General features: G+C 46.8%; 8 protein-coding genes and 1 tRNA gene. 3 read left to right on the top strand and 6 right to left on the bottom strand.

Annotated features, from left to right (window positions below):
• Positions 1–740: 740 nt before the first annotated feature.
• Genes M6D89_RS12155 through M6D89_RS12145 form a run of 3 tightly spaced genes read left to right on the top strand, consistent with a single transcriptional unit; the run spans position 741 to position 5,515 of the window.
• Positions 741–3,167 carry a Mu transposase C-terminal domain-containing protein gene (locus tag M6D89_RS12155; protein ID WP_253968349.1) on the top strand — a complete coding sequence of 809 codons (2,427 nt, stop codon included), beginning with the start codon at positions 741–743 and terminating at the stop codon, positions 3,165–3,167.
• Positions 3,151–4,218 (top strand): AAA family ATPase, encoded by a 1,068-nt coding sequence (locus M6D89_RS12150; protein ID WP_253968348.1) that lies wholly within the window; start codon positions 3,151–3,153, stop codon positions 4,216–4,218. Before M6D89_RS12155 ends, M6D89_RS12150 begins: the two co-directional genes overlap by 17 nt.
• Positions 4,211–5,515 carry a TniQ family protein gene (locus tag M6D89_RS12145; protein WP_253968347.1) on the top strand — a complete coding sequence of 435 codons (1,305 nt, stop codon included), beginning with the start codon at positions 4,211–4,213 and terminating at the stop codon, positions 5,513–5,515. The genes M6D89_RS12150 and M6D89_RS12145 overlap by 8 nt, the downstream gene beginning before the upstream one ends.
• Before the next feature lie 80 nt (positions 5,516–5,595).
• Here M6D89_RS12145 and M6D89_RS12140 read toward each other — a convergent pair whose 3' ends face one another.
• From M6D89_RS12140 to M6D89_RS12115, 6 genes are all read right to left on the bottom strand, one after another.
• Entirely contained in the window at positions 5,596–7,614 is a 2,019-nt protein-coding gene (locus M6D89_RS12140; RefSeq protein ID WP_253968346.1) for an ATP-binding protein, read from the bottom strand.
• Positions 7,615–7,624: 10 nt separating this feature from the next.
• Complete coding sequence (locus tag M6D89_RS12135) at positions 7,625–8,872, bottom strand: restriction endonuclease subunit S (RefSeq protein WP_253968345.1); 1,248 nt, start codon at positions 8,870–8,872, stop codon at positions 7,625–7,627.
• Positions 8,873–8,874: 2 nt separating this feature from the next.
• A complete protein-coding gene (locus M6D89_RS12130; protein WP_253968344.1) occupies positions 8,875–10,371 on the bottom strand; it encodes a class I SAM-dependent DNA methyltransferase in 1,497 nt (498 codons plus the stop codon).
• 2 nt (positions 10,372–10,373) lie between these two features.
• Positions 10,374–12,167, bottom strand: coding sequence for an AAA family ATPase (locus M6D89_RS12125; RefSeq protein ID WP_253968343.1), 1,794 nt, complete (start codon positions 12,165–12,167; stop codon positions 10,374–10,376).
• A 3-nt stretch (positions 12,168–12,170) separates the two neighbouring features.
• Complete coding sequence (hsdR, locus tag M6D89_RS12120; protein WP_253968342.1) at positions 12,171–14,501, bottom strand: EcoAI/FtnUII family type I restriction enzme subunit R; 2,331 nt, start codon at positions 14,499–14,501, stop codon at positions 12,171–12,173.
• A 371-nt stretch (positions 14,502–14,872) separates the two neighbouring features.
• Positions 14,873–14,949 (bottom strand) — tRNA-Ile (locus M6D89_RS12115).
• Positions 14,950–15,188: the final 239 nt, after the last annotated feature.

Genomic DNA, 15,188 nt, shown 5'->3' with positions numbered 1-15,188 from the left:
GAGGAATGGCTTATTAAAAATCTTACGCTTAGGTCTGTGGGGTTTAAATGCCTCAGTTACCGTCTGGAAGGGGATTACAGATTCTTAAAATTCTTGTCCTGATGTGAGCGCTAACTAACTGATGGTTATATGTTTAGAAGTTTGCACCTAGCGGTTTTGTCCGAGTACGCCGGCTCACAACTGTCGTTAGCCCTAAGTGTATAAGCTTTCAGCTTAGGACCATTGCTGCTTGCAGGCGGGCAATAGCCTCGAGCAATCGATAAAGTTGTGTAACTTATTGAAACATATGGGAAATCATATCAGAAGAGTTTAGATGTACTCAATACGCCACATACATTCAAGAAGACATAATATACATATAAAAATCGTCGAAAACGTTGATAATGTACGCTAAGTTCGGCAAATAAGCTGAAAAGTGAAATTTCCCTAAAAAGCTGGTAGTCTTGGGGCGTATCGAGCTCTAGTGTATGACTTGTGCGCGTGCACAGGATGTGCGCTCAGATACAAGAACCCAAGTTTAACGTAATCGCCAGAGAAAAAAGGAGGACAGTGTGCTGTAGATACAAAAAAGCCGAAAACAATTTCTTGTAATCGGCCTTTAGGGAAGGGAGTACCTTCGTGGTGTAGGTCAAGTATCCCTTCCCCTAAAAGCCCTGTCAAGACCTTCATTCACGAATCTGCCGTTCGAGGTACCCGCTCGCCCTCAAATTTGCGGTTACTTGGACGGATTAGGGGGATCTATGCTTACAGAACTTCAGTTTCACAGGTACTTGGAGGAGCACAATCTTAGTCAGGATGCGATTGATTACATAGCGCGAGTACGCTCCTCTGAGCCTTCTCGCATGGTGGGTACACATGCTCGTACCAATATTTGTAGTTGGACATACTCCACAAAAATGGGGCAAACGATCTCATCGGAAAGCAGAAAGGGAGAGAAGGCATTTGTTCTGCTCGCTGAATACGATGACATGGTGGTAGAGATATGGGATCAGCTAGAGCCCGTAACGATTATCAAAACGATTAAGACTGGTCGGCGTCAGCGATATTCGTACACGCCAGATTTTCTGCTTCTTAAAAACGATGGCCCCTGTGTGGTTGAAGTAAAGATGGAGGAGGAGGTTCTCGAAAAGATCCAATGTAACCCTTCAGATTGGATAAAAAATAGCGATGGTTCGTACCAACACCTTCCTGCTAAAGAAGCATTCGGAAAGGCCGGGCTGCACTTCATAGTTTATGCAGTACCATCTTCACCTGGTTTTAAGGTTCTTAATATTGAAAACCTTATCCGCAACCGTTCATATGAGTCACGTTCTTTATCGACTAGTGAGCTAGACCGAGTATTTGACGAATCTTTCTGCTGGTCGCTGTATGAGCTACGTAAGCGTCTAAAGCTAGAGTGTTATTCTGAAATTCTTAAAGCTATAGATCGTGAGGAGTTGTTTTTTGACTGGGATCGTCAGCTAATTTCCGAGCCTAAGGGATGCTTCTTGGTGCGTCACAAAGCGCATCTCGAGTTTGTTTCGGATTTTAAGGGGGTAGGGGTGTATGAGCAATCTGATTCGATCAGCGTGAATGCTGCAAGATGCCCTACCGAGAAGCAGGCTGAAGCTGCCATTGCGAAGATTGAGCGAATCAGGTCAGGTGAGGCAGGTCGGTCGGTACGCCGCTGGAAAGCTCAAATAAAAGAAGGAGAAGCAAGAGGAGTTAGTGCATTTGAAGCATTGATTCCCAGGTGGCTCTACTCGGGAAACCGTCGAACTAGGTTGACGCACTCTCAAGAATCATGTCTTAAGAAATTCCTCCTTGAAGGCTCGACGCTATATGACAATGAAAGCAGGTTCAAGTCTACGTATAGGCTATATATCGAGTATAGATCGTACGTTAAAGATATCGATCAAGCCTTCACTCCAGTTAGCAAGAAAACCTTCACGAAAGCTCTGGAAAGAATAGCCCCGGAAAAGTTGGCGAAGCTAAAGGGGGGAAGGCGAGCGGAGAATGCTGCCTCTGCGCCATCAAATCCTCTGGATCGCCAGCTTAAAGCAGATATTGCCTGGCAAAGGGTGGCGATAGACCATTTTCTTGCCAAAATTTACCTGGTCTATTTTGATGGTGATTATCCTTATGTAATGAGGCCTTGGGTCACAGTGATGCTAGATCTGGCCACAAGCAGCGTCTTAGCTTTTTGCGTTTCCTTCAAGGCACCTTCGAGAGTATCCGTAGCAAGGGTGATGCGTGAATGCGTGCGGAGGCACGGAAAGCTTCCCAGAGAAATCATAGTAGATAGAGGGGCTGACTTTCGGTCTGTTTATTTCTATGCCCTTGTTGCGCACAATATGATCGAGCTGGTTCTACGGCCAGCTTCTCATTCCCGCTACGGAGCTGAGGTTGAACGACTTATCGGCGAATTCAAGACCCAGTGGCTTTCCCAAAGGCCTGGAAATTTGACAGATTATAAGAACGCCAGATCATTCGATGGGGAGTCTAAGCCTGACAAGTTTGCAGTAATGTCGGCGTATGATTTTTACTGTGAATTTGAGCGGTTTGTGCAATGGCGCTCGTTTAACCCTCGGGGGATTATATCGGAGAGTCCCGCTAAGGCATTGGCGCGTCATGAAAAAGAATTTCCCTTTATGGCGATACCGCAAGAGCTTAATGAAGAGTACATGGTGGCCAGCTCCGTAGATCAGGGTAAATATAAAGTGGATTATGCTCGGGGGATACACATAGACCCCATGTGGTACTACAACCCAGAACTACGACAATATCAGGGTCAGAAAAAAAGCTTAGAATGTAGAAAAGATCCAGACAATCCACACGTGATCTACGTCCTCGTTGGGCGGGAATGGATACAGTGCCAAACGTCATCGATCAATCGATTTTCGTCTTTAGACCCCGTATCACAGCGTGTTGAAAGCCTTCTGGTTACAGAATCGTACAATGATAAAAAATTAATCAAGCAGCAAGCTGATGAAGAGCTGGTCGGTATTCTGAGGGAAATGACGGAAAAATCAGAAGATCGACGCAGTATGATTCTCGAAGTGAGCTCTGATGAGTCAGATAAGATGGATTCCGGTGAAGGTCAGTCTATTTTTGATGCTCTAAAAGGCGCTGAAGTTTCCCAATTAGCAACGGAAGATTGGGAGGTTAAGCATGTCTGGGATGATTAACTCTAAAAAGTTTGACATCGCGATAAAGCATAGAAATTGGCAAGTGGCGCTTGCAGAAACTTTTTCTGTTCTGAGTTGTGCCTCTCCCGGTGAAGTGGTAAGTATCGTAGGCCCATCAAGGGCAGGAAAATCTCTGCTGATTCGAAAAGTGGCAGAAATGATGTTTGGTAAGTGTCGTTTCGTCGATACGGGTTTAATGGATGCGGTTGTGGTAGAAGCGGTAAACGCCGGTCCACATGGCAGCTTCTCTACGAAGGCGTTTACCCAGCGGATGCTAGAAGCTGTTAAGCATCCATTATTTACAATCAAGGGGCAAGACCTTGACGATGTCATCGCAATGCAAAAAATGGATCGTGCTACAGAGGCGACGCTACGGATTGCACTTGAGAACGCGATTCGTGAGAGACGGGTTCAGTTTCTCTTTATCGATGAAGCCCAGCACATTCGCTACGCGAGCAAAGATGCCCAGGCAGCACATGCCTATATGGACTCGCTGAAGTGCCTAGCACAGACTACCGGTATAGTGCTTGTTCTGGTTGGGGCCTATCCAATTCTAGATATGTTAAAAAACTCACCCCATCTATTGGGCCGGAATCATCAGGTGCATTTTCCGCGATACCACGCAAATGCAGAAGATATTTACTATTTCGCCCAAATATTGAACACCTACTCTGGCATGCTTAGCTTAGCACCGTGTGTTGGGGACTTGAAACATGTGGCCGAAGACCTTTACGAGGGCTCTTTCGGGTGCATTGGACTTCTGAAGGCATGGCTAAAGCGCGTTGATTCAGTTGCCTCCTATCAAGGGACTCCCATCACGCGAGAGTTACTGATGAGTAAGAGGCTCTCAGACGTAGATTTGGCTGAAATTGGCGCTGAAATTCAGCTGGGCGAAAAATCGCTTCGGCGTAGCTCTCTGTCACGGCAGGGACAGAAGGACACCACAGGCGCTTCTAGAGCTGAGAAGAAAAAAACCAAGGCGAAGCCGTTCCAGAAAAAGCCGGTTAGGCGTAAGCCAGGCAACCGTACAGAGGTGCCAGAGCATGAATGACTTCCTCTTTCCTGTGGCTCTTCGAGCACTCGGCACTTCCGAAGTTGAGTCCTTGCCTTCATATTTACACCGTCTTTCGTATAAACACGGAGTTTATGTGGGAGAGCTTCTTAGATACTGCTATAGGCAGATCGAAGGCCATGAAGAGATTCAATCGGCATTGCCATTTCTGCCTAGCTACATCGGTGTGCACAGTCTATTGAGAAGTAACAAATTGGCTAAGGGCGTTCAGTTAATGCTGAGTTATATGACTAGGCAGCCCTTAGAGGGGGCGACGGTTTCAGTGTTTAACGGCCCGCTTACGCTCTCCAGAGGAGAGCTGCATCATGGATTCCGCTGGTGTCCAGAGTGTTTTGCCGAAATGGAAGCTTTTGGTCAGGATTGCTACTTCAAATTAATTTGGCAGCTAAGAGCACTTTTGGCGTGCCCTGTTCATCGCACGCCATTTTTGACTGAATGTGACCATTGTGGCTGCGATCAGGCGAGTTATATTAAAAAGCGCCCACTCGGGCGTTGTCAGGAATGCGGAGTAACGCTCTCAAAACGTAAGGCCCGCCTTAAGAAAAAGGACATAGTGTCCAGCTGGCAAGACATTGGGCGAGATGTTGTTGAGCTTTTTGGCGATATTGCCACCTATGGCCCAGACTCGTTAACCTCTTCAGGAATATGGCAATCTTTAGATCAAATCTTTGACTACTACTGGAAATCTGGGCGGGAAGATGAGTTTTATCAATTGTTATCCAGAGACCACTTGTTATCGGTTATTCACTCTCAGCGAAGGCTTTGCTTGAATGATGCGAGAAAAGTGGCTTTTGGCCTAGGAATCTCACTTTATGACCTAATTAGCGGGAATGCTGCCCATGTCACTCAGGCATTGGATTTCGGCCATTTTTGTCCTTTTCCGCCTAGCTTTATGGAAATCTCTTCTAAGTTTAAGCGTGATCATCGCGCGATCCTCAAAAGGCTGGCTCGCCTGCTCAAATCAAAAGATGAGCCGCTTTCGCTTAAAGCCATAGCGGCTGAACTGGATGTATCAGTGGGCTACCTGGAGTATCGCTTTCCAGAGCAGGTTAAGCAGTTGGTGAGCCGACATCAGGCCTACATCGAGCAGCAGAAGCTCGCTAAGAGGCGTTTAGCTCAGTCTAAGGCACTTGAGTATTTTGCAGGTTGTGATGAGCAGATGGTCTCCAGGAAGCAGGCATATAGGGTTATTCGGGAGGAGACAGGGTTGCCTAAGTGGATGCTGAAAGATGCGATTCAAAAAGCTTATAGGGTATTGCAGGTGGCATGTAACTAGCGAAGTTACCAGCTTGGCCTAGGAAAGACCCTGGCAACCGTGTGCTCAAGATAAAGAAATTTTTTGGTAGTTATGGTTTACTAAACAGAAGGCAAGCCAAGCTTGTCAAAGAATGCTCGGTTCCGCTCTTTTGCCGCTTTCACTAACTGATCAAAGCTAATTACTTCGATATAGGCATGAGATGGCTCGTTGTAACCGAAATAACCCATGCCGTCAGATGTGATACGCAGATTGGCGCGGCGGCAACGTCGATGCATGGATTCAGTCAAGTCACAGAGCACATAGCAATAGCCCGGGATGTCATTATTGCCTGGGATCGGACGCCCGGATTTTGTAGAGACCTTCCCCTCTCGAATTCGCTCTAGATAGCTGAGTGCTTGATCAATCGGGTCTTTATCTTCGCCTTCTCGCATATCGTTTCGCATTGGACGTTTGATTTCGACAACGGTGATAGCGGCGAGGGGAAAACTGGTTTGATCATTAACCAGTAGTGGATTATCAAATACTCTGAGGCTGAGTAAATCGGGCTCTTTGGTGGACTCGTTGCCGGTAATAGGCATGGCGTTCAGCGTTTTGTCTGAGGCCAAATAGTTGTGAAATGCCATCCGCTCATCAATCAGCCAAAGGTTGCAGGAATCTAAGAACACCTCACCGGAATCTTTACGCATGGGCATGATTAACTCATGGATCATATCTTCACGGGCGTACTTACCGTCCTCTAATTGCTCGATAGATCTCTGTAACAGGTCAATAATGACCTTGCGATGCGAAACGTAATTAGCTAGGTCTGATTTTTTAAGGTCTTCAGCTTTGCGAAGATACTCACTCAGCCGTTCTTTGTATTCTTCTACATGCTCATCATTCTGGGGCTGCATGATGTCATGGCCTTCGCTGACCAATTGTCGCTCCACCTCATACCACTGTGCATGAAGGTGTAGCTCCAGATCTTTGTCCGACTTTTCTGGGTCAACAATCAGTAGCTCTTCCGAAACGTAATTGGCAATGGGGCGGTAGCGCGGCGCGTGATTGTTAATAAAATCATCGACACGGTTGCGACCGGCATGGACATTTTCTGCCAGTACATCTTGTAGATATTCCCTTGTGCGATCTAATACCGCATCGCGAATATCTTTAAAGCTGACTTCATTTAACATGTCCTCTACATCTTCGGCAATATCAAAGGAAGTACGTTCGCTTCGCACGTGCTCGTTTAGGTAATCAGAAGACACATAGCAGGTGTAGGTAAACTCGCCGGACGCGTCTGAAATTTTACCGTACAGGCCAGGGAGCTTACCTTGGATAGACTCTTCTTTAACCAATCGGTTAGCCGCACAGAGAGCTAAATGATGCTTTTTATTTACTGAGGCACGAAACTTAATGTGAGTAAGGTCGAAAGAATAGTCGCGAATATTAATCTTCTCGTGGTAAGCGCTTGCATGCATGTGTTGATCATAGAGTACATCCAAGTCAACGCTCTCTCCGGCATCTTCTACAAGTATTTTTGGAGCATCCTGAGTTCGCACAAAATACCAAAGTACATGCTCCAGTAGCTGATTGGCTATGGATTCGCTCTTTGTCGGCGCATGTTTACGGAAGTTCTCATCAAAATCAACAAGTTTAATTTGGGTTCCTGTTTGCTGAGCAGTTGCTGTCTCAACCTTTTCACCATGAACGCCCAACTTGTCGTCAAAACGGAATGCGCGTTTTTTTAGTTCACCATCAACATCGAGAAAGTGGCTTTCCACTTCGACCAGATCAAACACCTTCAGCCACATCAAGCGGCCAACACCCCGGCAGCCTTTGGCAATTTTATGGTCGGAGTCGAGGGTTTCAAAGGACTTAAAATTGGTCTCATCAAAACCACAGCCATTGTCGGCTATTGTGAAGCCAATGATAGGGGGTAAAGATTGTTTGTCTAAGTCCAATCCGCGTTGGGTAGCTCGATTAATGCGAAGAACAATCTTGCCATTATCAGCGTTTCCTTTTTCTTCGATGGAGTGAATGGAGTTTACCACCGCCTCAAATACCGGCATTAAGCCGTGGCTTTTGGGCAAAGAAGTATTGCGTAAACGGCCTTTGAGATTGGTTTGTAAGCTCATGCTTTCCTCCTCAGAGCTCGCCTTTAAAGGCGGAATCGAGAATTGATGTTTTTAAGGTGATTAAATCAGATATCTTTGAGTTGACAGATTCCTTTAAAGCTCGATTCTTCTGGCTTAACAGATTCACTTTTCCTACTAGCTCGGTCTGCGTCTTTAGCGGTGGCAACGGTATATCTAAGTTAGAAACCATTACTTTTGTTAAAGCTTGGCGCGTTGCTCCGCCCGCGCCTTGAAACAATAAAGCAGCCTTAAACTTAGGGCTAATCAACAAATAATTTAGGTATGTAGAATTTAACTCTTCATTCGGACGAATGATGCATACATGTTGGTTCACGCGAGCAGGCAGAAAATCTACTGGAGCAACACAGCACCTAGCGATTGAGGCACCGGTAATGTTCAATAGAACGTCACCTTCTTCGACCACTACATTGCTTAACTTTACAGCTTGGTCATCATCTATGAAAGCTAGTCCCTCTAGCTTAAATTCCGAGTCATAAACATTAAGGCTGCGTATCAATGATATCCCTGATTTCTTGTAGGCTTTTTGTCCACCTTTTGGTGTTGCCCCGCTCCCAATTTTACTCGCTAGGACCGATAAAGGTTTCGTTGAATAATCTGAATAGACTTTCTCAAACACCTGATCAAGAGAGCTTGCATACAAGGCATCAGACAATTTGACGCTTTCCTGAAAATGCTCGATGACGGTGTCGATGCGGGAGAGCAGTGCATCGAGTTTTTCGACGATGCGTTTTTGTTCTGAAAACGGCGCTAATGGAACTGGCGTGCTCTTGAGCTTCTTAATATTTGTTCGAGTTATTGCTGCTCCAGAAATATCTCCGAGAAGGAAGTTCTGACCCACATGAGATTGCAGGTAATAGTTCAAGTATTTAGGCTGTATTATTGAGCGCTTTTGCTTGATCAGAGCAACACTCGACAGCAATGAAAAAGGTTCATTCAACTCATTTAGGCAGCACGTACCAGTCATCGCGCCGTCTTTTGTTAAAAGCTGATCTTCAAACTCTGGAGGACACCTGGCGTAAATTTCATCGTGAATATTTTGGTCTATGTAGGAAATGTCATCCAGTTTCATGCCATTATTTTTGATATTCTTTGATGTAATGTATTTGAATCGACCTGGCGCCCATTCCAAGTGTTGCACCTTGGGGCTGTGATGAGTTCCGTCAGTAATCTTTTCAGATACGTCATCGAGAGTTTTCCAAGTCCAAGTATTCGGAAGCGTGTATTGAACCTGCTTCATTCTTAATGCTCCGCCAACAGGTTTTCAATTTCATCCAGCAGCCCAGACACCAGCTTTTCCTTGGTGCGAATTTCCTTGAGGATGTCACTTGGCGCTAAATGCTCGGTATCTTTTTGCTTGGCGGGGTTTTTGGCGGCTAGATCATAGTCTTCTGCAAGCTTTCTGGCCGATACCGTCCAGGAGCGTTCGGTGGTTTCGCGGCTATTATAGAGCTCAACAAACTCTTTTAGGTGTTCGTCGGTGATCGGTTTGTTTTTGGTGAGTTTTTGCTCGGGCTCGCATTCGTAGTACCACACATCGCTTGTGCCGCCGCTGCGCTCAAAAAATAGTACGTTGGTTTTAACGCCTGAATACGGCAAAAACACCCCTGCTGGCAGGCTTAAAATGGTGTGTAGGTTAAAGTTTTCAAGCAACTCTTGTTTCACCTGCTTAAAGGCGCTGTTGGTTTGGAAGAGCACGCCTTCTGGCAATACGATAGCTGCTTTGCCTGAACTTTTAAGGGTTTTCATAAAGTGCTGCAAAAACAGCAATTCAGTCGCATTACTCTGGATAGGGAAGTTTTGCTGAATTTGCGCCTTTTCTTTGCCGCCAAACGGTGGGTTCGCCAGTATAACGTTGTAACGGTCTTTTTCTTGAATGTCGCGGATATTTTGAGTCAGGGTATTACCACGAAACAGGTTGGGGGATTCGATGCCATGCAAAATCATGTTCATCATCCCCATCACGTAGGCGAGTGAGGTTTTTTCAAACCCCCAATAAGCGTCGACGCGCTGGAAATCGTATTCTTCGCTAGTTAGTTCCCTCCCGGTTCTTTTTTTGAAAGGTGTGGGTTTGTTGTATTCAAATGCTTCAACTAAGAACCCACAAGAACCCGCCGCTGCGTCATAGATCTTTTCAAGTGGTTGTGGATTTATAGCTTTAACGATCGCTCGGACAACAGGGCGCGGAGTGTAATACTCACCAGCGTAGCCGCCAGCATCCCCCATGTTTTGCAGTAAACTTTCATATACCTGAGACAGCTCAAACATCTCGTCATCGGATTGAAAATTCAAAGTATCGGCAATATCTAATACTTCACGCAGGGTATGGCCAGAGGCGACCTTGTTGTCCAAGTACTGAAAAATAGCGCCAATTTTGTAGGTAAAAGATTTTGGATCTGCACCCGTTGCGGCAGCATTTGCAAAGCTTTTCAAGTATGGGAATAGCTGGTTATTGACGTAATCGGTGAGGTCATCCCCGGTTTTTGCACGTGCCAGGTCCAATTTACCATCAGTTGTCTTAGGGCAGGCCCAGTATGCCCAGCGATGCTCGTCATCGAGTACCGGTTGATAGTCCTTGCCGGATAATACCGCATCGTCTTCTTTTCCCAATTCATAATCATCGAGAAACTTCAGGAACAAAACCCAAGATGTCTGCTCCGTGTAATGCATGGCACCGCTGATGCCATCGTCGCGGCGCAGAATGTCGGTAATGCGATCTATTTTCTGTTGTAGTGACATGCTCAGAGTTTTCCGATAATAAAATTGTACATATTGGTGATGTCTTCGCTGATTTCTTCGGGCGGCATCAGGTCGATATAGGCTTGGAGTTTTCCTGGGTCTAAGCCTTCGCCATCGGAGTTAATCAATGGATCAATAGTGGCTTTCGCGTTAACGCGACGAATTGAATTGTTGTCACCTGAATCACCTGCTTTGAGGTGATCTATAGCAGCGATATTAGCCCCATTGATATGTTCGAGTACACCGAAGTGTTCGAGGGCCGTGTATGAGAGTAAATAGTTCTTTATTTCACGCCGCTTCCAGGCGAGCAGGTAGGTTTTAGTATTGAAACCATTTGGCCATCTAATCGTTTTCAGTAGATCTTTGTAAGGCTTTCCCGCTAACTCAACACCATTTTGTTGCCAGTTTGGATTTGCCTCATCTCTGTCGCAAATCAGAAATATTCTCGTAGTATTCAGCTGTGATTCGGACGCTCCAAGACCTTTCACCCAATCTACTTTTGCCTGCCCTAAACGTTCTGCGTCACTTGCACAGCTGGAAGTTTTCTTTAGAGCATGAACTTGAGTCAATCGACCAGCGTCTAAACCTTTTTTTGATACGAGTTTGGTAAAAATAATCCAATCGTTGTAATCATCTAGCAAGGCGATGTTTAGCAGTTTGCCACAAACTTCAAATTCCACGGATTTCGCGCGTGACAGCACACTCAGGCGATTGATCAATTGTTTGATTTTGTTGTCTTCGTTGATCCTGCCTTTTTCCACCACCTTTAGATGCTCAATACGATTCTCTTTAGCTGAAATGGAATCGAGTAAGTGTGTAGTGGTGATGGCGTGGCCTTGAATGCTGTGGAGAAGCCCCCATAGCTTTTCGACGTTTTTATAATGAAGATGCGAGTCGGCCTCATCGAATAGGAACAGGGTTTTCTCGGAGTCGAACAGATCGATTAGCGCATACAAGAACAGGAGCTGGTATTCCCCATCGCTAAGCTGGTCCAGCTCTATATTGTGTTTGAATACGAGTTGACTGCGTGGCTTATCGATAAAGTAGTTGTTGTCAGCGGCCTGAGTGAAAAAGGCCACTTCCGGGTCCCAGTGAGTAGCCATGGCTTGGGCGTTGGGCTCGCCGGCTTGAGCTTCATCATCACCCGCCTGTAGTAGCGTGGCGTAGTCGAAAGAAACCCTAATTAAACCATTGGCAGTGAGATCGACGGTTCGCTTTCGCAGGGGCTCTTCAAACTCATACTCACGGGATATCAGGTTGGTAATAAAGCTTTCCAGTGAGCGAAAATATGGCGTCGCACGCAGAGTATCGGCCTCGCCGCGTTCTTCTCGCTTGAGTGCATCTTGCACTCGAGCAATGTAGTTTCTATCCACTTTAAAGGCGCATTTGAAGGTTGTACTCAAATCGTCTTTATCTGGCTGCGACTCATTGACGTATTCCTGTTCCACCAGGAAAGACCGAACTTTGCCGTTGCGTTTAATGGCTGTGGCTAAAAAGATCAGCAGCTTCGACCAGGTTTTGTCGAAATAGAAACAGTCGAGATTGAGGCCGCGCCCGGCTTGCCTTTCTCTTTTCAAATAAGCACTGAATTTTTCTGAGTAGTTCTCGTTCTGACCAGATGAGAAGCACACGACCTTAAGGTTTTCATGATCCCGCCCGGCTAATCGTTGTTCAAACACCGACTGCAAAATACTAGATTTTCCTGAGCCGTTCTCGCCGATCAGCGTAGCGACCTTATCAATTCGCAAGGTCTGTACTTGTCTATGCAAAGGGTTAGGGGCTAAGTTCAGTTCCATTGGTTAACTCACGTGGTACAGCTGGTGTTGTAGTTGTTTGAAGGCAGCGAGTAATTGCGCAGGTTTTCCACCAAAAGCCATGGAGGCATCTTTGGTAGTTCCTAGGCCGGATAGCTCAATCAACGCTGGCAGGCGCTCACGCGCCAATTCAGTAACGCCCGTTTGCTCGTAGCGATTTAAGACAAAATGCAGGAATTGCTTGGCCTTTTCCTGTTGGTATTGGTCAAAGAAGGCGTTATTCGCTCGCACTGCTGCCGCTCGTGATTTACGGGTAGCCATGGGTTGCTCAAAGGCTAAAAACGCCAGCAAATCGAACATGTCGCAGTCGTCGGCTTCGAACATCCGGCGCAGTGTCGAGAGCTGTACTTTATCAAAGCCAGCCTGTACCAGTTTGGCCAAGAGTTGTTCGCGAAGGTCTGGGTCTGACCAGATATCCCGAAGCTCATCAACGCTTGTGAACAAGCCTGGCAGTTGTTGAATTAACCGTTCAACAAACTCCTGAATAGTCAGAGGCTTGCCATTTTCGTCGATATAACGGGTTTCAATATCGATGACCTTGAGCTCGCGGTGCTTACCAAGTTTTACTTTTAACCTCGGGCGCGGCTCTCCTGGCTCGGGTTCCGGCCCGTCGCCGCCTTCGGGCGGCTCTGGCGTGTAGGGTGGCGGTGTTGGTTCTCGGGTTCCGCCTGGCCCCGGAGCTTCGGGCTCGCCATCCCATTCCTCATCATAAAAGTTGTTGGTCGCCCCCCGAAAATCCACGATGGTGAAGTAGTCCTTACCATCAAAAACTCGGGTACCTCGCCCCACAATCTGTTTGAACTCCACCATCGAGCCGATGGTTCGATCCAGCACCACATTGCGGACATTGCGGGCATCAACACCGGTCGTGAGCATTTGTGATGAGGTAATAATGGTTGGGATGTCTTTGTCGTTGTCCTGGAATTTTTCCAGCAACTCGCGGCCGACCTTGCCTTCGTCGCTGGTCACTCGTACACAGTAATGTGGGTCTTTTACGGCTTTGTATTTGTTGATCATGTCGCGCATGGTCAGCGCATGGTTTTGGTTCTCACAAAAGACAATGGTTTTTTCCAGCGGGTTGATGTTTTGTAAGATGGCTTTGGCGACGAGTTCTGTACGTTCATCTACAATAATTTTGCGGTCGTAGTCTTCGACCTGATATAAATCTTGGCCAGATTCACCTTCGACGATCAAGTCATCTTTGGTGAGCACCAGTTCATCCAGATTGGCTCTAACGCGCTTTATCCGGTACGGGGTTAAGAAACCGTCGTTGATACCGTCTTTAAGTGAATAGACATAGGCTGGCTGACCAAAGTATTCATAGGTGTCTACGTTGTCTGTGCGCTTCGGTGTGGCGGTTAAGCCCAGATGCACCGCGCTATTGAAGTGATCGAGTATGGCTCGCCAAGAGCCTGTGTCATTAGCAGCACCTCGGTGACACTCATCAATCAACACCAGATCAAAGAAGTCTTTGGGATAAGCTTTGTAGTAGCCATCAATACTTTCTTTTTCGGAATTGGCTCGTTCCGCAATTGCCTGATAGATCGCGAAAAATATGTGTGCGTTGGTTGGCACCACACCATTGCGTTTACGCACTTCTTCCCCGTTGATTTTGATTAGGTCTTTTTCATAGGGGTTGAAGGTGTTAATGGCTTGGTCGGCCAGGATATTACGGTCAGCCAGAAACAGAACGCGTGGCCTGCGTGAACCGGGATTATCTCGGTTCCAGCGTGCCTGAAATACCTTATGAACAATTTGAAAGGCGATGAAGGTTTTACCGGTACCGGTGGCCAGGGTGAGCAAAATGCGGGATTTGCCTTGGCCAATGGCATCGGTAGCCGCATGAACTGCCAGCTCTTGATAATAACGTGGCTGCATGGCCCCTTCTAAATGGAATGGGATGTTTCTTAATTCCTGACTTAAATCTGTGGTTTCTCCGGCATAACGCCTTTCCAGTTCAGCAGGCGTTGGGTAGAACTCAATGTAGTCGCCTTTGCCTGTTTCCAGATCGAATTCGTAGGTTTGTTTGCCGTTACTGGAATAGACGAAACGAACACGAAGCTTATTCGCATAGTCGATGGCCTGTTGCAGGCCTTTGGTTGGATGCTCGGATTCTTTTTTGGCTTCTACAACAGCCAGAGACCGATTGTCTTTGTGAAGCAAGTAATCCACAAAGCAACGTCGCCCACGCACTCCTCCGGCCATCTTTCTACCGTCGGTGAAGTAATGCTCCCGAATGATATTGCTCGGCTGCCAGTCTGCTGCTCGTAAGGCAGGATCGATATAATTTGCGCGGGTATCCGCTTCAGATGCCATCAGGCCACTCCTTGGTCTTGCTACTGGGCGAAATGTTGGTGTGTTGCAAGGTGCGGGTATCGCCTGAGAGTAATCTCGACTCGACCATCATATTTAGCGCTGTTAGATGTCGTTATCAGACAGCTCTACATTAAAAGATTATGCGCCAAAGCATACCACGAATAGGGTTTCTGAGGTGAGGAGGGTGAGCCACATTGGGAGGCAGTTCGATAGGGAGAGTAATCTATAGGTGAGCCCCTAATCCCCCTCTGCTATTGCCGAGAGAGGGGAGGGGCTAAAAAATGGCCACTTCAGGTATGCTAGGTGACCATAGTTTGGCCATTTTGGCCAAACTATGGTACCCCGCACATGAAAGATAGCGGCTTTCCGTATGGTGGGCCCGGACAGACTTGAACTGTCGACCTGCCGATTATGAGTCGGATGCTCTAACCAACTGAGCTACGGGCCCTGAACTTGATCTTTTGTCCCCTGAACTGCGTTGCTTGCTCGCAATCCTCAGTCACATATTAATATATGCTCCTTGCGGGTGGCTCCCAAGCGCCTTGTCAGGGAACAAAATCTACTGCGTTCAGTAGTAATGTTTGTTTTCTGCAGCGAACTACAACACACTGTTCTGCGTTCTGCGTTCTGCGTTCTGCGTTCTGCGTTCTGCGTTCTGCGTTCTGCGTTCTGCGTTCTGCGTTCTGC

Source organism: Gilvimarinus xylanilyticus (genome assembly GCF_024195295.1).
Lineage (GTDB): Bacteria > Pseudomonadota > Gammaproteobacteria > Pseudomonadales > Cellvibrionaceae > Gilvimarinus > Gilvimarinus xylanilyticus.
Note: the sequence above shows the minus strand (reverse complement) of the source record. Positions and strands in the feature narration are given on the sequence as shown.